Consider the following 21008-nt stretch of genomic DNA (forward strand, 5'->3'; position numbering starts at 1 on the left):
CCTCCTACAATAACCCTTGAAATTCGGGATCAAAATCATACTTTAACTTAACCTTGTCCTTTGCTTGGTCGTAAAGCGCGGGAACCTCGCTATAGCTGCCTTGAAGCAGTCGGCATAGACGCAGCAGCCGATTTCTTGGAAATGCTTCGATGAAATCGGCTATGAAGTCGTGGTATTGCAGCACATAACCCTTTACCCGCAGCGCTGCGCCTGCTATTAGAGCAAGCGTCTCTCTGCCATCAGGGAAATCTTCTATCGCTTTACGGTGTTTAATTACATAATCGAGTACATCGCGACGGACCAATTGAGGGCTGATTTTGCTTACTTCATGCAAATACCTGACAAAATCAGGCTCAAAGCCCGTCGGAATCAGCGTCGCAAGTTCCAGATCCATATCGCTGCGCAAGATGAAGTGGCTCAGGCACATGAGCTTCAGCACCTTGACCTGATTACCGGTAATGAGATAACCGATCTCCCGCAGCTTCTCATAGGCGGATTTGAAATCGTCTAATTTCAAATCGTTCACGGCATTCTCAATGTCCAGCAGCAGCCCTTCGCGAATAGCCTGATTTTCAGTCATCAGCATCTGATGAAGCAGTCGATTTTCGACCGCGGAGGAATAACGCCTGCTAAGCAGCCAATAACCGATCACGAGTGCGGCGCTGGCCAGCGCCGAAGCTATCATTTGCATGAAAGTATCCGCCAGGAAAAAAGCAACGAGGCTGATAGCGAAGACGATCATGGCGTCCCTTACCGTATTGCGGCGTTGAATCGAGCGTACGATCTCGCTGCAGGATTGGAATTTTCCTTCGGCTCCGCACTTCAGACATTGCTCGTTCCAAAGAACTGTATAATTGCCGCAACCTTTTGCAGTGTTTCAAAACGTCCGAAAGCATGGCGGGTTCGCATGCTTTTGCGGAACTGTACGGGAATCTTCTTACTCATGGCGCTCACCGCTATTCAATAGACTCATAAACTCGGCATCCACGTCTCGGGGCTTTATTTCTTGCTTTCTACTGGTATGAAAATAAATCCATCTTGCGACGACAAACACGGCGGCAAAAGCAATTCCAATAAATGTCGGCATCAGTTTCTCCTAATTTTAGATTCTAGTAGTGGCATATTACATACTAAAAAGTTAATATGGATAGTAGACACAATATACAACAGTGATCCCACATTTTTCAATTTATAATAGAAATTTGTCATCTTTACGACAGTATTAGACAATTTCTGAACACATCATGCTTTGGAGGAATCAATACAATGAATCATATCACATCCATCTTCCGCTTGCTTCCTGTAATGCTTATTATGCTTCTATCGATCTCGCAAGCGCTTGGCAGCCGATACGAGCAGCAATATCAACATGGATGCTGTGCTATCGGTCGATGTCAGCATGTCTATGAACGAGAGCGACGTCAATAAAGTCAGCTACGAAGCGATGAAAATGTTTGTCGACATGTCCTCGGTACAAGGAGACAAAATCGGTGTTGTAGCTTACACGGATCAGGTGCTTCGCGAAAAAGCGCTTCTGAAGATGAACAGTGTCCAAGATAAAAAGGATCTCAAGTCGTTCATCGACCAGCTAAGCCGCGGGCCCTATACGGATATTGGCGTTGGCGTTAGCGAGGCGGTCAAAGTGCTGGAATCCGGCACTGAGAAGGGACATATCCCTCTGATCGTCCTGCTCACGGACGGCAACAACTCGCTCGACTCTGGCAAGACGCAGGAACAGTCGGACAAAGTGCTGAACGATGCCCTTAAGAAGGCGAAGGACAAAGGGATTCCGATTTATACGATTGGTTTGAATGCCGACGGACAACTGAACAAGGATGTGCTCGAGCGCATTTCGACTGAAACGAACGGCAAGCTGTTCATAACCAGCACAGCCGACAATTTGCCGCAAATTTTGAGCGAGATTTATGCGAGCCATTTGAAGCTGAAGGTTGTACCTCTGACGGGGATAACGGCGAACGGGCAGTTCCAGGAGGTACCTGTGAAAATCCCGAACTCCAGCGTGCAGGAGGCGAACATTTCGATCATGTCATCGAAGCCCGTGGAGGTCAAATTGTTCAATCCGGCAGGGCAGGAGCAGCCGATCCCATCCGATAGCATCGTCTATTCGACCTCAAATGCATACTCGCTGGTCAAAATTTTGAACCCGGCACAGGGTGAATGGAAGCTGAAGGTCAAGGGGGTTCCCAAAGAAAAAATCGACATTAATTTAATCTATAACTACGATTTGCAGGTGTCGATGGAACTTCCTTCGTCTATGTCTTATAGGCCTGGGGACACCGTCGCTGTAAAAGCTTATTTACAGTCGAACGGACAGAAGGCAAATGATGCAGAGCTCTACAAAAATGCCAAGTCTACCCTTGTGGTAACCGATTTAGATACGAAGAAAACAGAGGAATTACCGCTCACTACGTCAGCACAAGGCTTTGAAGGCTCGATGAAGGTAGCTGAAGCTCACGAGTACTCGCTGAAGGTGAAGGTGGAAAACACGAATTTCGTCCGTGAATCTCAGGCGGCGACCCTCTCAGCCAAGACAGGGACGAAAGCCCCTACTGAAGCTTCAGGGATTCAAACGAAGCCGCAGATCAATTGGGCCGTCACCGGTGGATCGATAGCCGCAGCTCTTGTGCTGCTAGCAGCAGCTTTGTATGCCTTAACTTACTGGAAAAAAGTGAACAAAGGCTTTGTAGGACAGCTTGTTGTCGAAATCAAGGATGAGGACACCGGAGAACGGACAACGCCTCAATACAAGAAGCTGACTGCGTTTAAAGGCAAATTCCAGCTTCATCAACTTCTGCAGCTCGCTCCTGAATTCGCAGAGACGCAGAAGATCGTGTTTAAGCCAGGGGCAGGGGATACCGTGCTTCTGCTCAACGAATCGGGCTGTGTGATCGAGAAAGGCGGCCGCGTGTTTGATGCTGTGAAGGGCAAGGAATTGAAGAACAACGATCGAATCAAAATTTCGCTTCAAAACGTAAATAAATCGATTTCGCTGGAATATATAAAATAACCTTAACGGAGGAAGTACACATGAAAGCAGTGGTCAGAGAGCATATACAACAATTGGATGTTTCTTTAGGCGGCGGTATTATCAGCGATAAAATTCGGGTCGATGCGATCGACAACCCGATGCTGATCATCGGCCTAGGCGGTACCGGGATCGATGCGCTGCTCCGCTTGAAATATCAGATTAACCGCCGGTTCAAGCTTCCGGAAGATCCTTTTACGAAGAAAAAGAAAGAGAAGCCGAACAATGTTGAGTTTCTTGCTCTGGAGACGAACGAGCATGATCGCAATAAGAAATATAAAGGCGTCGGCCTCGATCCGCTAACAGAATTCGTACTGTTGTCGAACCCGGAAGTCGGCAGCGTGCTGCAAAACCGCAGCGTGCTCGAGTCTTACATCAAGGAATGGCTTTCGCCGGAGCTTACCATTACGGATGGGATCAATGGCGCCTCAGGAGTCAGGCAGGCGGGCCGGCTGCTGCTGTTTACGAAGATCGTGCAGGTTGTGCAGACGATCGAACGTAAGATCAAGACACTGTCAGTCGGTACGAACAAGAAGCTTATGGTGTTCCTGTTGACCGGTTTGTCCGGCGGTACGGGCAGCGGCTGTTTTCTGGACATCGCCTATATCGTGCGGGGCATTATCGAACGCGACTTCGGCTCGGCAGGCGTCGACAAAGTCAATCTGCTCGGCTATCTGTTCACTCCGGATGTGAACCTGGCGAACAAGAGTCTGTCCGAGCATTCCCGTGAATATATCAAGAAGAACGGCTATGCAGCGCTCAAAGAGCTTGATTACTGGATGAACGTCGACGAGCGCGGCGAGCGGTTCCGGCAGCAATATGCCAGCATCCTGAACGTCAACTCGCCGATGCCGCCTTTCAATCTGGCCCATCTCATATCCGCCACGAACCTGGAGGGCAAGCTGCTCGAAAATGCTTATGATTACTGCATGAACGTAACGGCAGAGAACATCACGAACTTCATGGCGAGCGAAGACAAGAGCTCAGGAGAGGAGTTCGCGATCCATGACTATATAAGCAACATCCGCACTAATATTAATCAGATGCCAAAGGCCTATGCGGCCAACTATCAATACAATATTTTGGGCGCATCGTCAGCCGTATTGCCTATCGAGGAAATGACCACCTACCTGGCTTTCAAAATGTTTCAACGGATGGAAAAAATGTTCCATGCTGGTCCGTCCCAGGAAGAAGTGGAGAAGCTTGCTCACAAGCTCGGCATCGACCCTGACTCTGTCCACAGAGAATTTGGTGAACGCGTCCCTGAGCCGATTCCCGGCTATCAGAACAGCGAGCGGTTGAGCTACAGTAACGTGGTGAAGCAGCAGACAATCAACATCGACACTGAGCTGGAGCAAAGCTTCCTGTCCAAAGCGCGAGAGGAATATATCAAATGCCGCAAGCAACTGCCTGGAGTGAAGAAGGAGCTGTTCTCCGAACAGGTAACCAAAATTTTCCGGAATCCCGAGCAAGGACCGTTCTACGTCTCGCGAATTATTTTGCAGGACAAAGGCTTCTGCTTGCTCAAGCTGATATCTTCGTATATCGAATCGCTTAAGGAAAGCATTTACCGCATTCCTCGCGATATTGAATCGGCCGAAGAAAATTCGGAGCTGAAAATGAATGAAGCAAGAAGCGCGTTCATTTCCAAGGACAAGAAGAAGGATGCGTACATCGAAGCCAAAATCCAGGAGTCTTTACTGCACGCCGACCGCGAGCGGATGGAACAGATGGTCGAGTTTTACGAGGATTTGTACAACCTTATCAATCAGGAAAACTCCCGGATATATCAGGTATTTACAGAGCTGCTCAACGAGCTCAATAAAATTTTTGAGAAAAACGGCGATATTCTTACGAACGGTGAGGAAGAGGTCGATCATAAAGGGAACCGGACCTATTACTGGAATGTCGTCAGTGTGCCGGACATGGCCAAGCTAATCGGGGAAGTGACCGACGAGAAAAATGTGAATGACCTGATCCGTGATTTTACGAACGAGCTGCTGCTTAAATCGAATCAGTGGATCAAGGAGCAGGAAGTGGATGTCATTAGTGCAATTTCAGAGTTTTTGAGCGACCATTTCGGCGATCTGATCACGAAGTCGATGGAGGAGTTTCTCCTCATCAAGTATGGTCAGGACGATTCAATAGAAAAGCTGGTGGAGCAGAACATTGCCAACCGCCTCTACGAGGAAGCAAAGCCGGTCTTTCATTTGAGCAACAGCTCAGGGCACTTCAACTTCCCGTCGTGGGGCTTCGTGTCTGTTCCGGTCAAGGCGCCTAGTATCTTTAAGGGCATCCGCAATTTCCAAGACAATGCGATTGCCAATTCTCGTTTCACGATCAAGGAAAGTGAAGTGAAGAACCGGATCTTCTGGTTGAATACTCAGAACGGGATTCCGCTGTTTTTGTATACGCCGCTCAAGGTGTATGAGACGAGCTACGAGAACACCATTCTCGAGCCGGAAGGGATCGGCCGTCATCTGGTGCAGACGGACAAAATCAATTGGACCTACTTGCCGTCTCCGATTCCCGAAAAGTCCTGGGGTGATACGTACGACAATACGCGCGTTAAAAAATACAATGCCGAAGTTCGGACGCTGTTCGAAAAGCTGCTTGAATACCGTGTCATCCGGTTAAAAGGCGAAGACAGCGGTACGATCAACCGCTATGAATGCAACTTTACGAAGTCTTTTGACCTGCAGAAGCATCTGGATTCGTTCAACATGCAGCTCAGCTCACAAAGGCCGAATCTGGGGGAAGTGCAACGCTGTGTAAATGAGCTCAAGGCATTCGTTCAGCAGGGGCTTCCCGTTGAAAGCACAAAGGATATTTTCGGCAGCGTGAACGAAGAGCTGGCTAAGGAAAATCTCATCCGCTCGCCGGAACTGCTGAAACGTGTGAAGGAAGAAGGCCGCAAATACGATCAGCTCGTTCGGAAGATCGAAGAGCTGGAGAAGCTGCTCAGTGCTCAAAAAGATGAGGAAAAGCTGATGCAGTTGTTCATCGAGACGATGTATACGGGCACGATTAGCAAAAAAGGAGCTTTGTACGTCTACGATCATGATGCGGAAGAAGATCCTTGGGATGCCTTCGTTAATCTGATGCAGGTGAATAAGTTCGTCGAGTATGAGATTTACAGTCAAATCCGCGAGCTGGACGAAAAGAAACGGGCTCTGCTACAACGAAAATCCGCCAAGCGGATACAACAGCTAACGGCTTCCGCCGAGATCGGCGAATTGGTTGCGAAGCTGCGTGAGATGGCGGACAATTATCAGGAGGCGAAGACTGCTCTGGATTACGACCATGTCGAATGGGAGAACGGAGAAGACATGTACCGCTTCTACAAACAAGTAGCGGTCAAAGTGAATGATATGGTGAAAAGCCTGAAATAATGGCGAAGCGAAGGAAAGAGGTGTAAGGAGGCATGCGGGAACAGCTGCTCTCGTTCGCAAATGATTATGCAGCGGAAATGGACAACACGGGCAATGACGGCGATGAGCTGCGCAGCATCAACCATCCGCTTGTGTTCCTTTTCCTTGGCGATCAGTCGGTGGAGGCTTTAATGGAAGTGGCGGCGTTAAACCGCAAGAAGTGGACTAACAGCGCAGGTGTCGTCTATTTGCATGTTGGTACCAAACCTGTCGAGATGACTGAAAACCAGTATGGATGGACGCTGCCTTCTGTGCAAGGAGACAAGAAGAGCCTGCGCTCCGATATCTACAAGCAGTTTTACAAGGATGAGTCGAAGTTGCTGGAGTTGAATGTCACTTTGCGCAGAATGAACAGCCATATCGCTGAATTCGGCCGAATGTATTCGCATATGCAGCGCTTGAACATAGCCGTCGTAACGGAGCTGGATGATCCTTGCAACGTACTGCTTCCTGAATTGACGGTGCTGGTGAAATCGGTCTTTGGGGAACATTTTCGTTCGGTGATGATCGATCTGTACGGGCTTTTGGAGGAGAAGCAGGTCGCGGAGACTTATGCCTTCTCCTCTTCGCTCGGAGTCAGCTTTTTGCGGGAAGCCGATCAGTATCAGGACCGAAGCTACCGCTTCGATGCTAATCTGCAGGTGACCGGGGAAGGCATCCGTATGCCGGTTCAACACGGTCCTGCGCCGCTGTTCGATATGGTTTACTTTCTGGGCAACAAAGACGAAAGAGGAATTTTTGCGGATAGCGGGATGCAGGGCACTTATGAATTGATCAGCAGTCTTAATTTGCTCAAAAACCGGAGGGCTTTAAATGAGCTCGATCCGCAGCACGGGGCCTACAACAACCAGCAGTTCAAGCAAAATATGATACCGCCCGATACAGATGGACGATGCTATGCATCAGCCGGACTGTCCACGGTGAAGCGTCCGGATCAGGCAATTGCGTTGACGGTGCTCTATCATTGGTATCGATTTGCTTTACAGCGGCTGAAGGATAACCGTACCAGCGTAGAGAGTCAAGACGTGCTTCACGAGCTCGAACTGGAAGCCGAACGCTCCGCACGCCTGGTCGAAGATCTGATGACTGAGCCCGCGAAAGCGGTGGAAGGGATGTATGGCATGCTGTATCATCCGTTGTCATCTGCTCAGCTTAGGTCGATGACGCTTCGTGAAGCCGAAGCGGCTTTATTCGGCGGCAACGCGCAGTCGTTTTTTGAAACGAATGTCGTTCATCGGGTAGAATCGACACTTATGCAGCGAGACATGGCGCGTGAGCTGGAGCGGCGCTTCCGGCAGCGAATCCTGGACAATCCGTCTTACGGCTTCCTCTGCGGCAGCGCATGGACGGCGGATACGCAAGAGAACGGCGTGATGAGCGAGCTGCGTCAGCAAGCTAAGGAAACGGCGGCGCTTCTGGAGCAATGCCGGGAGGAGCTGAAGCAGAAATACGACGAACGCGTCGAAGTGCAATCGTTCGGCCAAGCGACCTTGTGGAGCCGGTTAACGAACCAGATCCCGGTGAAACATATCGTTCGTCACGTCGTCGATGAGGTCTACGGTATAAAGCTGGAATTGCTGTATCTTGATATGAAACAGCGGCTGGTGGCCCAGTACATAAGCAAGCTGGAAGAGCTGCATGCGCAGATGGTACCATTCGTGGAGCGATTTCATCAACTGGAGATGCTGCTCCGCGATACGAGTCGGAGCAGCATCTCTCATACGAACGATTATCTGGGCCGAAACATTAATGAGTTCTACGAACAAGGGGTAAAGGAAATCGTTTCGGAGCTTGAAGAGCGCTACGGCCTCCAGTTTTATTGGGATGACCGTTGTCTTGGCAATCTTTCGGAACTGCTGGTGAAGGGTGAAGAGAAGCTTATTCATAAGCTGATAATGGCCGCGCGCAAGGATGTGTTCGCTCATCGGTTGTTCAACCGAACCTTCGAAGACGAGCTGTTGAAGCGGGCGAATGTGGTTGCAAACTATGATAACCGCGAGGTACTTTCCAAGGAGGATTTGTTCCGCGATTTATATGCCACCTTGGAGAACGAGGCTGCGATCCGTGCTGATGTCTATCGTTCCACTCACCGACACCGTTATGAAGAGAAATATATATTCGGCGATTATCAAAGTGAATTCATTCAGTATGCTTTCTCCGTCGATCATGGTAGCCGGACTTACAAGCTCGGCTGTATCCACGAGAAGAAGCTAAACGGGATCGAAAAGCTCAATCTGATGGGAGGCTTTCGTCTGGAGGACCTCATGTATTACCGAAACGGCAAGTTGTATTACGATACGTATGTTCAGAATGGGTACCAGTTTCATTCAATCGACTTACCAGACAGGGATAGGATATAGGAAGGCTTTGCCATGCAGAAAGAGGGGGAGACGGTGAAACAGCGAAAATGGAACGGGCTGCTGACGATATTTAGTTTAGTCGGCGGTTGTATCGGCTTTTTCACAGGAGAGTGGGTATTGGCGCGCTGGGAAGGGACGATGAATGAGACGCTGCTGATGGGATTGTATTTCGGTCAGTTCGCTCTGATTGTCGGCTTATGCTGTCTCCTTGCAGAGATGATCTCACCTAAGCTGAACGGGAACAATTGGAGGCTCCGCTATGCAAGCGACGGCTGGAAGCTTCTGGTTCCTGGTACTTTGGTGTTGCTGTTCGCAGCTGGGATGCTGTTTCAATTCGTATATGGATTTTCTCCAGGCAAGAATGATAAGCCGCAAGATTATGTGCTTTTGCTGGATATGTCTGAGAGTATGAACGATACGGATCCGGGAAAGCAAAGCATTCAGGCTGCACAGTCATTAATTGCCAAAATGGACAGCAGAAAGCGGGTGGCTCTGTTTACGTTCAATGATGAGACGCAGCCGATCTTTCCGCTGACTCAACTGATTAGTTCGGGCGTCAAGGATGAACTCACGTCCAAGCTGAGGGCGACATATGAGCCTCACGGAGGGACGGATATCGGCAAAGCATTGAATGCGGCTATGGAGCATTTGAAGAAGGTAGGCAGATCTGGCCGAAGCGCAGCGGTTATCTTAATCTCCGACGGATACAGCGATGTCGATACAGCAAAGGTGCTTGCTCCTTATGTTCAAGAGCAGGTTCGAGTGCATACGATTGGCATTGACTCCACGCAAGAAGAGGGGAGACAACTGCTACAGCGGATTGCGGATGAAACAGGTGGCACGTATTACGACGTGCAGCACGCAGACCGGATCACGGATGCATTTAATCAAATTTATTCGCAGGAGCATCACCGGCATTTGATGAATGAGCGTACTGGAGCGTCGTCGTCCGACGGTTACCACGGTTTGTTGCGAGTAGTGCTGATCATGCTGGTTGGAACGCTGCTTGGCTTGTCGCTGGGGATTGTTTTCGACAATCGGTACCTGGCTTCCAGTTTCTCTATCGGAGGTACGGTAGCGGGGCTGCTAGCGGGTATTATCATAGAGACGGGGATTCAAGGAGCGGCCTTCCCTTCCCTCTATCGCGCGATCGCTGATTTGCTCCTCGCGTTCGTGCTGTCCTTATCTACCTTGATTGTGGCGGTTCACCAGGATACGAATGGGCACTCTGGCCTGAACCGTGGCAGAAGAGCGCGTACTGAGAAGGAACAGAGCCGATTCGGCAGCCGCGGCAACGGACCTGTCGGCAAGCGATTCCGTTAGCGAGCGAAATACAGACGGAGGGAGGATCATTCAATGCGGCTCCAGTGGGAAGAACCGAACGAATTTTATCGCATCCGCAAGGTAGAATGCCAGCTTCATGACGGGGAATGCATGTTGACCTGGCAGTGGCCAAAGGATGTCGATTATGTATATATGTATAGCTTCGATTATGGAGCGGAGCAGTCTCCACAGCTTCTGGATTCCCATCAGCTCAAACTGTTTACCAGGGAAGAGTACAAGGCGAAGGGTGGCTATAGGGAGCGCGTTGGCTATATCGGGGCGCACGGTTACCGAATATTTCCATGCATCCGGCTGAACGGCGCGTTAACGGCATACCAACAGACCGATGCGGATAATATCATTCGTGTTAGTGGAGGACGAGCCCAAATACGTTGTTCGATTAAATATGGCAGCAAGCTGTTCAGCAAATATAAAACGGCCCGCATTCAGCTATTCAGCGAAATCGCGGTGCCAAAGGAAGCGCTCTGCTACGTGAAGAAGGAAGGAGCGATCCCAGTAAACAAGGATGACGGTATCGTCTATCCGTTCATGAATGATTTTTCCATTGGTCGCTGCGTGCTGCCTGAGATACAGATCGGGAAGAAAGATTATCTCCGCCTGTTTTTTACGGATAACCGGCAATTCGGTGAGCAATATGAGCTTATACTTGAGGCTTGAGCTTACGCAAAGGTCAAGCTCGCTTTACGAATTAAGTTTTCTTCGAAAACGCTAAGGAGGGAACCACATGCTAGGTTATATCAAAAGCTTGTTTGAAAAAAAACCGCCTGTCAAGGAAAGGCCCCCTTATTACAGCATCGTTTGTCCGTTTTGTTTCAGCAAATTCGAGCCGGAAGAGGTGGTATTCCGGGCCAATCACACCAAAGACAATGATGATGAGTTTATGCTTCAAGAGGACCGCAGGCTGAACGATTGGCGACGGAAATTTCATTTGTCTGAGGTTGATGTGGAGGCGGTGATCGATCCGGACACGATTCCCGACGATTACAAGCATTATTCGCACAATGTGCTGATAGCCGTATCCGATCGTTATGGTGAAACGACCAAACGGCGGCTGTGTCCGAATTGCCACAACGAGCTTCCGATTTCCTCCGGCAAGGTGCCGAGCAACATCATTTCTATTGTGGGCGCATCTCAGGTAGGTAAATCCGTCTACATGACCTCGTTAATTCATACGCTGCAACAGACGACCGCTTCGAACTTCAATGCGGCCTGCATGCCGCTAAGCGCTGAAATCAGCCAAAAATACCGGCAAAATTATCATGAGCCTATCTTCGAGAGAGGCAGTATGCTTCAGTCCACAAACCCGAACGAGCAGCAGGAGCCGTTTATCTTCCAGTTTGTGTTCAAAGACCCGGAGCAGGCTCCTTTGATGCTCGTCTTTTTTGATGTGGCGGGTGAAGGTATGGTGGAACGAGATTATCTGGACATTTATGCTGCGCATATTAAAAATTCCTCCGGTATACTGTTCCTGGTCGATCCGCTGCAAATTCGCACGATTCGAGACCGAATTCATCTTAACCTGGGGGAAGAGGAGGGCGAATTCGCCAATCGATATGATGAGCCGCGCGAGGTTGTAATCAGTTTATTTGAAAATTTCATTGCGCATCAGCATAACAGCAAGACGGATATCCCAACGGCTATCGTGCTTACGAAGAGCGACATGCTGCAATATTTGAAGGAAGAAGATAGCGAATATATTCAACCGAACAGCAATGTATTTCGCAATGTCGTTCATAAGGGTTATTTGAATCAAACGGAATTTCAGAACATCAATGGGGAAATCAGCCGGTTTATCGAAAGAGTGGATCGGCCGTTCAAGGATGCGATAGACGTTTACTTTACGAATACGGCGTATTTTGCCGTGTCTGCGCTTGGGACTAATCCCATAAACAAACAAGTAACCAATGTCATCAATCCGATTCGTGTCGATGAGCCCTTCATTTGGCTGCTTCACCAGCTGGATTACGTAGTCAGGAGAGATGCTACGTGACGGCGCATAATAAAATTCAGCAGCAATATTTTACAAGAGACCGGGAAGGGATCTTCCGAACAAGCGAAGGCTTCGATACGGTGGCCAAATCCCAGGGCTTGGATAACGCCTTCATTAAATCTGTCTTGCATCCGTATTGCGTATACAAAGCTCCCCAGGAGCTTCTTGCGAGGGACGAGTCGAACAGCGAGCTGTATCCGAAGACGCTGCTTGTGTTTCATGCCGATAGCGGTGAGCTCGTGATCGGACGTAATGTCTATATAGGGACGGATTTCACGGGACAGCGCAGCGCCTCATTCACACATCAATTCATCATTCCCAAAGAGCTGCAGGAGCCCTTCCTGCGCGAACCGAACCGGCTGTTCTGCATTCGCGGTTTCCGCAGCAGCTATGATATTCGCGACGGCAAGTCGATCCCTGAGCTGGAAGATATTGATTTTGACCCGGTCTATAGGCAGGAAGAGCAGGACAGACTGCTTGCAGAGCAAGGGATCGATTCTCGGCTGTTCCAACAACTTATCTATACGATTATGTCGTCTGCCACCAACAAAAGGAAAGTTTATATCGTTTTGGCATCTGACGTATCGGAAAGCGCCGAGAAGGCGAAGCGGCTGCTTGAAATCATCTACCGCTGCGTGCCTTATGCGTTCCGTCGTCAGCTCGGTTTTATGACCTTTAACAGCGAGCCGGAGGCCAAGCAAAACATACATATCGTTTTTGTGGAGCAAGGTGGACTTCGTTTGCCGGATCGTCGGATCGAAAAGGACTATGTGTTCGATTTTGCAAATCAAAGATTCGTGAATTCAGAGCTTCCGGGTCAGGATCATCCCTTATTAGACTGGATATGGAAATTCCGCAACGATAAGGGACGACTGGATGAGCTGTTCGACTTCTGCGAACAAGCGCTGCAAGGAGCGGTGGAGCCAGTAGCGCTGGCGATACCGACGTATTATCAGTTGGGCACATTGTATGAGATCGAGCAGGGAAACGATGGGCTGTACGAGAAGAACCGTGCAGGCACGATGAACTCTCTTTTGATGTATTTGGATAAGGGTACGGTGCGGCAAAAGCCACGGTTCAAGGAGCTGTTCATACGATTGCTGCGTAAGGATGTGTCGGATGTGGAGGGTTTGCCAACTGCAGACTACTTTAAAAGCCTGATTGCTTATTACGCACTCGCCGAAGAAGGTGAACAGGCGCTGCTCATTCAATGCTTCATGATCTTTTTGAACCGGGTGGCAGCACGTACCGGAGAAGGAATAGAAAAGGCGGCACCACTGTTCGATCTGCTTCTCCAGCAGAGTTCCCTGTTTGGGCTGGTCATGAAAGAGCTGCAAAAGCAATCCGCTGCTACAGCCGAGCAGTATGTCATCTATCGGATGAAGCAGGTCAGCTCCGTAGATCAGCTTAAGAAAGAGGTCGGTTTTTGGCTGACGGAGTCTGAGAATGTATCGCTCCAGCGCTTTTTTACCAATGAGGTACTGAAAAAAAGCAATCAATTACTGCAAAGGGATACGCGTAAACGAATTGAAGCGGCTGTCTCTCTGCACGGCTACTTTGCAGAGCTGCCTTCGCTTTACGGCAAAAAGCGTTATGAAGATTTCTGCAATCAATTGAAGCTGGAAATCAAGCTAAAGTTGCTGGAAGAACTGAATTTAGCTCAGTTAAGCTATGAAGATGTCATTGCTCTTGGTTTTGTTGTCGATCCTTTGGATGAGGACTTGTACAGGCATGCGGATAAAAGCAAGAAACAGCTGTTAATTCTTATTGGTATCCTTTATTGTGTGCTTATGCTGCGTCCGGGTGAGGAGAATGATGCGGTGGAAGCACTGCGAGGCCTCGGACCTGTGGAACTGGAAAATGTGCAGGAGTCGATCAAAAGGCTGTTGGCCGACCGCATCGACCTTACCCGATTTAGCTCCATTCCGCTTGCTTTTTATAAGCCACAGGCCGAACAGGGCTTGTACCATTCGTTAGCGTACAATTATGAGGGACTACTTGAATTTATAAGGGGCAGCAGCGTTGAAACCGACAGGGTACATGACTTTATAATATGGTCGGCCTCAGACAGCAGATTCTTGGACCTTAAGGGTGGCATTAATCCGCACTATAAAGCTTCGATTAGCAAATATTTTCAACTGCGCGATACGCGCGCCTTTAAGGACAAACTCGTGCGGCAAAAGCTGCTTGCGATAAACAATGAGTCCTTTGCTGTATTGTTCCGGACGATCAAGCTGAAGCAATCGGGGAAATTTGTTCGTTTTTTCGTTCGTAATAAACGGAGGCTTGTGAGGAACGGACTTATCGCAGCTCCTTTTATTATTATTCTGCTGTTTGTTTTTTGGAACCCGATGATGAATTGGATGGCCAGCTTTGGTCCTCCACCCATAATTGTCGTCGAACCACTGCCGGAGAAATCACCTACGATGAATCTCGCCTTGAAAGCAACCGTCAAGGGAACTGCAAAAAATGGCCTGAATGTAAAAATGTATGTCAATGGACAATACATATCCAATGGTGCAGTCGATACTACAGTGATGCTCCATGACGGCGAGAATCTATTTGATATTACGGGAGTGAACCGCGGCGGCAAATCGTCTGAGATCATTAGGCAAAAAGTGATGTACAGTATGCCGATCCCAACCTTAACTCACGGTCCTATACCGGAGACAACGAAAAACAGCTCGATTACGATCTCTGTCAGTGCCAAGGATACTAATGATCCGAGTCCAACGATTTATATTAACGGCCAATCTGTCGGTCAGGGCAGCATTTCCCAAACGATCAATCTGGTCGCAGGGGAGAATCCCATTGAGATCAAGGCAGGCAATAATTTTGGCAAAATGAGCGATACGATCAAGAAGACGGTAAAATATGATCCCGGTTCCGCCGCAGCTAAAAAGTAGAACTATAATAAGGCGAAGAGACTCTCTCTGCAATGGAATGTATGTTAAATTTATATAGCAAGGCTGTCCCAAAGAAGAGCATTCTTCCCAGGACAGCCTTGTTTGGTTGTATTGAACTCCTAGGATGATCGTAGAGATTGGTTAGACGATATTTGGTCCGAGGGCGGAGTTGTCATTGACGACGCAAAGAAGCTGCTAATTTTTTATGGGAAGGACCCGATGGTATTATGTGGAGATATGATCTTTGACTTTAAGAATTCTACATATTGACAATAGCTGCCTAATATAAGTATGATACTAATGTAATCGATTACGTAATCGATTACATTAATCATTCTTGAACAGATTTTTCCGTGTAGAGGAGATTGTCGACACCCAATGAAGACAACGATCAAGCAAGTCGCCAAAGAAGCAGGTGTCTCAACTGCAACGGTGTCGAGAGCATTAACGGGAAGTGGATTCGTCAGTGAGGATGTAAAGGTATTGGTCATGGCGGCAGTCGATAAGCTGCACTACCAGCCGAATGCTGTGGCAAGAAGTTTAAAGCAAGATAAGACGAAAACAATCGGGGTTATTATTCCTGATATTTCTAATCCATTTTTCATGACTGTGTCTAAGGGCATTGAGGACAGTGTGCATGGGGAAGGCTACAATCTGCTTTTTGCAAGTTCTGATGAGGATCCACAGAAGGAAGAAGAACTCCTTCATCTTCTTCAGGAGAAACGGGTAGATGCCCTAATTCTGGCAAGCGCTGGAGGGAACGATGAACGAATCCTGAAAATGGCACAATTCGGCACGCCGGTTATTCTGCTTGACAGACTGCCTGGTGGTTTGGATGGGATGCTGGATATCGTAGCTGAAGATAATTTTCAGGTGGCTTATGAACTTACTCAAAGCGTTTTAAACAAAGGCCATAGACGCATCGGTGCAATTAATGGTTTTCTGGATGTTAGTACTGGAGCAGGTCGTTATCAAGGTTTTTTACAGGCGATTGCTGATGCAGGTTTACCGGTTGAAGAACAGCTAGTATTTGACGGAGAATTTTCAGTGGATGGGGGATGTAAGGCTGTCGAATATTTCATGCAGAATCCCTACCAACCCACTGCGATCATCTCTTTCAATAACAAAATGTCCTTCGGGGCTTTGCAAGGGCTTATTCAATATGGGATCAAGCTGCCTGATGACATGATGTTGGCTTCGTATGGTGTTGTTGATGCCGCATTACTTCTGCACAATCCAGGCATTGTTTATGCAAGCCAACAACCCTATGAAATGGGACAACGAACGGGTGATCTTCTTTTAAAAAGACTTCAGGAAACGGATTTACAACTCTATCCGCCGCAAAATATCATATATCGACCTGTTATCCAATGGATGGACGAATCCAGTAACAATGAACAGGGAGGAAGATTATAATTGTATGGATAAACAACTTTATACGATCGGCGTCGACTATGGGACAGAGTCTGGAAGAGCTGTATTGGTAAATATTCAAGATGGCACAGAGAAGGCTGTTCATGTAACACCCTACCCTCATGGTGTCATAGATCAGATGCTCCCAAGCGGTAATATACGGTTAGAACTGGATTGGGCACTACAGCATCCGGATGATTATCTGGAGGTGCTGCGCCAATCCGTACCAGCGGTATTAACTCAAAGCGGTGTTCAAGCTGACCAGATTATCGGGATAGGTATTGACTTCACAGCTTGCACGATGCTGCCTGTGGATGGTCATTTTAATCCGCTTTGCTTGCAGGATGAGTGGAAGTACCATCCTCATGCGTGGGTGAAACTCTGGAAGCATCATGCCGCACAGACCGAAGCTACTCAAATAAATAATTTGGCTCAAGCAAAAGGCGAAGCATGGTTAAAAAGGTATGGGGGCAAGATTTCCTCGGAATGGATGCTTCCCAAAAGCCTGGAAATTTTGCATGACGCTCCTGACATTTATCAGGCCTCAGACTTGTTCCTTGAGGCTAGTGATTGGGTTGTCATGCAGATGACCGGTCAGCTAGCCCGAAACAGCTGCGCAGCAGGCTACAAATCAAACTGGCATGACAAGCAAGGTTATCCATCTAAGGAGTTCCTGACGGAGCTGCACCCTGATTTCGGTGATATTTATGAGACGAAGCTGCGGGGCCCTATCATCCCACTCGGCGACAAGGCTGGGTGCTTGCTGGCTCCACTAGCGGAGCAAATGGGGCTTCTTCCTGGGATCGCTGTAGCCATAGGGAATGTGGATGCCCATGCAGCAGTGCCCGCTGTTGGTGTTGTAACACCTGGCAAAATGGTGATGGTCATGGGAACGTCCTCCTGCCACATGCTGCTCTCGGAGGAAGAGCATGTGATGGAAGGTATATGCGGAGTGGTAAAGGACGGTATTATACCTGGTTATTACGGGTATGAAGCTGGTCAATCCGCAGTTGGTGATATTTTTGCCTGGTTCGTTGAACAGGCTATTCCGGCCGCCATGCTGCAGGAAGCAGCGGTAGAGGGTGTTTCGATACATAACAAACTGGAAGAGAAAGCTTCCCTACTTTCACCTGGACAGTCTGGTCTTCTGGCACTCGACTGGTTGAATGGCAATCGTTCCGTGTTGATGGATGCGGACCTCTCCGGTTTAATTTTGGGTCTTACACTAAGTACGAAGCCGGAGGAGATATACAGAGCGTTACTGGAAGCAACCGCGTTTGGTACACGGACGATCATTGACACGTTTCGCCGGGGCGGTCTTGAAATCAGTGAATTATATGCGTGCGGGGGACTTCCACAAAAGAATAAGCTGCTCATGCAAATTTATGCGGATGTCACCAATATGTCTATTCGGTTATCGGATACGATGCTGACGCCTGCTGTTGGCGCAGCTATGTTTGCAGCTGTTGCAGCAGGGGACTCAGTTGGAGGGTATGAAACGATTCAGCAAGCGGCACTGCATATGGCTCGGTTGAAGGAAGAAACATTTATACCAATTCCTGAGCATGAGGTCGTCTATTCAAGGCTATACGAGGCGTATCTAGAGATTCATGAACATTTTGGCAAAGTATCTCAGGTGATGAAGCACGTGAAGCATTTAAAAGGAAAATGAGTAAGAAACAGTGTACTCCAGACATAGGGTCACATATAAACATGCGCTAACAAGAGAGGTTCAACATAATGAGCAAATGGAATGCTAAAAATGCCAGCAAATACCTGAATCAATATGTAACTTTACATGAGGTTGAGGATGCAGCGTTTTCTGTTTATTACTGGGGGATTCAACCCGAGCATTATGACAATTCTATACATAAACATTCCTTTTACGAGGTTTGTTATGTGCTTAGCGGCGAGGGGGCATATATAGAGAGAGGCAGTGTGTTTCCTTTGAAGGAAGGCACGATATTCTACTCCAGACCGGGGACATTTCATCAAATTCGAAGTGGAAATGGCATGTATTTACTATACGTGGCCTTTGAATTGAAGCAGCAATGTTCGGATGAGCGGAAACGTGATTTCTCACTTTTGCTTGAAAATGAATCCTCTGTGGTTTATGAGACAACGGATCAAACTACGGCCCTGCTTTGGAGAGCTTTGGTGCAGGAAGCCGATGCCGCAATCAAGGCAGATGATGCAGATGTTAAAAGGTTGGCATGCTCGCTGCTGAACTCGATCCCGTATTGTTTTATTAGCCGTTTGAGCCTAGGAACTAAATCGATGCAGCGGGAAAGCAGTTCTTTGTTGATGAAGCAGGCCAAGCTATTTATAGAAGATAACTTGGATCAACATTTAACAATGCATAGCTTATCCGCAAATCTTCATATCTCAGAGAGGCATCTGGGGCGATTGTTTTCTTCTGAAACAGGTCAGACCTTCTCCCATTTCTTACAGGAAAAACGTGTTCAGAAAGCCAGAGAGTTGATGGATAGGACTTCGCTCTCGATCGCCGAAATAGCCGCGCAGACAGGATTTAAGACGGTCCATTATTTTACACGTGTGTTCACAGAGAAAATGGGCATTCCTCCGGGCATCTATCGCAGAGGGAATTTCCCAGCTTACCCAAGAAAGAACAAGCATTCCGAATGATCATGGATGCTTGTTTTTTTATGTCCGGATAAGACAAAAAAATGGCGCGCCTGTTCAAATACAGCTTGAATGATATGGATTATACTAGTATCAAAAAGGGGGATAAACATGAATGTTCGCTATGATAAAGAACCGACGGTAGATATTAAGGGATGGGATCAGACTGCTTGGTCAGGCTACGAAAATATTGCCAAGCAGCTTCACATAAAAACAAAAGAAAGCAAGCGATGTGTCATTTCAATTGAATGTTATCCAGCCGTACGTATAGGTGAAATTGTAACAGGGTTAAGTTCTTGCCTTTCACTTGCTCGTATTTTTTACTCCGAACAAGCTGTGAAAGATGCCGCTAAGATTCATACGTTGTTGGAACGGTACCTTACGGAAGATAGAGTATTTGGATATATGGCTCCATTTAAGATTCAGGATTTCTATGAAGAAGAAAGGCTTGAGTCTATGCGCAAAGAAATTAGTGCCCAAGAAGAAGGCGTAATTCTGATCATTGGGACGGGAGCATCGCTGGTAGGGGAAGCTGATGTTTTGATCTATGCCGATATGGCTCGGTGGGAAATTCAACAGCGTTACAGGAGTCAAGAGTTTGGCAATTGGTTAACGAATAATCAGAGTGAGGATGTTTTGCTGAAATATAAACGCGGCTTTTTTATTGAATGGCGTGCAGCGGATCGATTGAAGCGTATCGTACTGCCAAACGCGGACTATTACTTAGACACCAATATGAAGAATAATCCAAAATGATAACGGGAGAAGCTTTGTTCGATGGCTTCAAACAAACGACCAAGAGGCCGTTTCGGTTAGTGCCTTATTTTGATCCCGGTGTTTGGGGAGGTCGATGGTTAGAAAAGAATATAGGTCTTGAGAAAAAAAGTCACCCGCATGCTTGGGGCTTTGATGGTGTGCCTGAGGAGAACAGCCTGTATTTCCAATATGGCGCTATAAGGATCGAGCTGCCGGCTATTAATCTGGTGATGTTTGAACCGATTGCATTAATGGGAGAAGCGATTTATGCCCGTTTCGGAACAGAGTTCCCGATTCGCTTTGATTTTCTGGATACTATTGGCGGTCAACCCTTAAGTTTGCAAGTCCATCCGCTCACGGATTATATTCGTGAAACGTTCGGAATGAGTTACACGCAAGATGAAAGTTATTACATGCTCGATGTGGAGCCCGGTGCTGTCGTTTACTTAGGGTTAAAGGAAGGAATTAACCCGGATGCTATGATTCGCGACCTAGCAGCGGCTCAGGAAGGTGGGTCTTCTTTTCCGGCTGATACGTACATTAATCAATTTCCGGCTAAAAAACATGATCATTTCCTCATTCCTGCAGGGACAATTCATTGTTCAGGCAGCAATGGGATGGTGCTTGAAATCAGTGCGACACCGTACATTTTTACTTTTAAATTGTGGGATTGGGATCGCTTAGGATTAGACGGAGACCTCGTCCCATTCATATTGAACACGGCAAATGCAATATCCGATGGGATCGGACGACGGAATGGGTGCAGAAGGAATTGGTTAATTGTATTCGAACAGTAGATGAAGGAGAAGGCTGGGTAGAGGAACAGACCGGACTGCATGAGCTTGAGTTTATTGAAACGAGGAGACATTGGTTCGAAGGTACGGTACCGCATCATACACAAGGAAAAGTTCATATGTTGAACTTGGTCGAGGGAGAAGAAGTTGTTGTGGAGAGTCCGACTGGTGAGTTTGAGCCTTTTATTGTCCATTACGCAGAAACATTCATCGTTCCGGCTGCGGTGGGTCCTTATACGATTCGCCCCGCAGTTCAAGGTTTAAGTTTGAAATTGGCTACAGTGAAGGCATATGTACGCTAATGGTTCCGCTTAGAATGGATGTG

At 47.9% G+C, this 21008-nt stretch carries 13 protein-coding genes and 1 pseudogene; 13 read left to right on the forward strand and 1 reads right to left on the reverse strand.

Going from position 1 to position 21008, the window contains the following annotated elements:
* Positions 1 to 4 precede the first annotated feature (4 nt).
* A complete protein-coding gene (locus FU659_RS11905) occupies positions 5 to 691 on the reverse strand; it encodes a hypothetical protein (RefSeq protein WP_147947784.1) in 687 nt (228 codons plus the stop codon).
* On the opposite strand from FU659_RS11905, the gene FU659_RS11910 reads away from it, so the two are divergent.
* The 13 genes and pseudogenes from FU659_RS11910 (at position 686) to FU659_RS38265 (ending at position 20985) form a co-directional block, all read left to right on the forward strand.
* Entirely contained in the window at positions 686 to 967 is a 282-nt protein-coding gene (locus tag FU659_RS11910) for a hypothetical protein (RefSeq protein ID WP_147947785.1), read from the forward strand. The genes FU659_RS11905 and FU659_RS11910 overlap by 6 nt on opposite strands.
* Positions 968 to 1266: 299 nt before the next feature.
* On the forward strand, positions 1267 to 1428 hold the full coding sequence (locus tag FU659_RS35405) for a hypothetical protein (protein ID WP_187274097.1): 162 nt from the start codon (positions 1267 to 1269) through the stop codon (positions 1426 to 1428).
* Positions 1400 to 3028, forward strand: coding sequence for a VWA domain-containing protein (locus FU659_RS11915; RefSeq protein WP_261807775.1), 1629 nt, complete (start codon positions 1400 to 1402; stop codon positions 3026 to 3028). Before FU659_RS35405 ends, FU659_RS11915 begins: the two co-directional genes overlap by 29 nt.
* 20 nt (positions 3029 to 3048) lie before the next feature.
* Entirely contained in the window at positions 3049 to 6438 is a 3390-nt protein-coding gene (locus tag FU659_RS11920) for a tubulin-like doman-containing protein (protein WP_147947787.1), read from the forward strand.
* A gap of 32 nt (positions 6439 to 6470) precedes the next feature.
* Complete coding sequence (locus FU659_RS11925; RefSeq protein ID WP_147947788.1) at positions 6471 to 8837, forward strand: hypothetical protein; 2367 nt, start codon at positions 6471 to 6473, stop codon at positions 8835 to 8837.
* A 12-nt stretch (positions 8838 to 8849) separates the two neighbouring features.
* Entirely contained in the window at positions 8850 to 10160 is a 1311-nt protein-coding gene (locus FU659_RS11930) for a vWA domain-containing protein (protein ID WP_261807776.1), read from the forward strand.
* Positions 10161 to 10193: 33 nt separating this feature from the next.
* Positions 10194 to 10838 (forward strand): hypothetical protein, encoded by a 645-nt coding sequence (locus FU659_RS11935; protein WP_147947789.1) that lies wholly within the window; start codon positions 10194 to 10196, stop codon positions 10836 to 10838.
* Between the two features lie 67 nt (positions 10839 to 10905).
* Positions 10906 to 12171, forward strand: a complete 1266-nt coding sequence (locus FU659_RS11940) for a TRAFAC clade GTPase domain-containing protein (protein ID WP_147947790.1) — start codon at positions 10906 to 10908, stop codon at positions 12169 to 12171.
* Positions 12168 to 15077: a GAP1-N2 domain-containing protein gene (locus FU659_RS11945; RefSeq protein ID WP_147947791.1), complete on the forward strand. Its 2910-nt coding sequence runs from the start codon at positions 12168 to 12170 to the stop codon at positions 15075 to 15077. Before FU659_RS11940 ends, FU659_RS11945 begins: the two co-directional genes overlap by 4 nt.
* A gap of 378 nt (positions 15078 to 15455) precedes the next feature.
* The gene (locus tag FU659_RS11950; protein ID WP_147947792.1) at positions 15456 to 16493 is read left to right on the forward strand and encodes a LacI family DNA-binding transcriptional regulator; all 1038 of its coding nucleotides are present in this window, start codon (positions 15456 to 15458) and stop codon (positions 16491 to 16493) included.
* A gap of 4 nt (positions 16494 to 16497) precedes the next feature.
* Positions 16498 to 18162, forward strand: a complete 1665-nt coding sequence (locus FU659_RS11955) for a ribulokinase (RefSeq protein WP_147947793.1) — start codon at positions 16498 to 16500, stop codon at positions 18160 to 18162.
* 68 nt (positions 18163 to 18230) lie between these two features.
* A complete protein-coding gene (locus tag FU659_RS11960) occupies positions 18231 to 19136 on the forward strand; it encodes an AraC family transcriptional regulator (protein ID WP_147947794.1) in 906 nt (301 codons plus the stop codon).
* A gap of 108 nt (positions 19137 to 19244) precedes the next feature.
* A pseudogene (locus FU659_RS38265) lies at positions 19245 to 20985 on the forward strand (class I mannose-6-phosphate isomerase).
* The last annotated feature ends 23 nt before the right edge of the window (positions 20986 to 21008 follow it).

The sequence above is a fragment of the Paenibacillus sp. N3.4 genome, assembly GCF_008017805.1.
GTDB lineage: Bacteria > Bacillota > Bacilli > Paenibacillales > NBRC-103111 > Paenibacillus_E.

What these genes read in the sequence shown, in the direction of transcription:
- FU659_RS11905 (WP_147947784.1), bottom strand. Translation starts at nt 691, where the DNA reads ATGCAAATGATAGCTTCGGCGCTGGCCAGCGCCGCACTCGTGATCGGT.
- FU659_RS35405 (WP_187274097.1), top strand. Translation starts at nt 1,267, where the DNA reads ATGAATCATATCACATCCATCTTCCGCTTGCTTCCTGTAATGCTTATT.
- FU659_RS11915 (WP_261807775.1), top strand. Translation starts at nt 1,400, where the DNA reads ATGTCTATGAACGAGAGCGACGTCAATAAAGTCAGCTACGAAGCGATG.
- FU659_RS11920 (WP_147947787.1), top strand. Translation starts at nt 3,049, where the DNA reads ATGAAAGCAGTGGTCAGAGAGCATATACAACAATTGGATGTTTCTTTA.
- FU659_RS11925 (WP_147947788.1), top strand. Translation starts at nt 6,471, where the DNA reads ATGCGGGAACAGCTGCTCTCGTTCGCAAATGATTATGCAGCGGAAATG.
- FU659_RS11930 (WP_261807776.1), top strand. Translation starts at nt 8,850, where the DNA reads ATGCAGAAAGAGGGGGAGACGGTGAAACAGCGAAAATGGAACGGGCTG.
- FU659_RS11935 (WP_147947789.1), top strand. Translation starts at nt 10,194, where the DNA reads ATGCGGCTCCAGTGGGAAGAACCGAACGAATTTTATCGCATCCGCAAG.
- FU659_RS11940 (WP_147947790.1), top strand. Translation starts at nt 10,906, where the DNA reads ATGCTAGGTTATATCAAAAGCTTGTTTGAAAAAAAACCGCCTGTCAAG.
- FU659_RS11950 (WP_147947792.1), top strand. Translation starts at nt 15,456, where the DNA reads ATGAAGACAACGATCAAGCAAGTCGCCAAAGAAGCAGGTGTCTCAACT.
- FU659_RS11955 (WP_147947793.1), top strand. Translation starts at nt 16,498, where the DNA reads ATGGATAAACAACTTTATACGATCGGCGTCGACTATGGGACAGAGTCT.
- FU659_RS11960 (WP_147947794.1), top strand. Translation starts at nt 18,231, where the DNA reads ATGAGCAAATGGAATGCTAAAAATGCCAGCAAATACCTGAATCAATAT.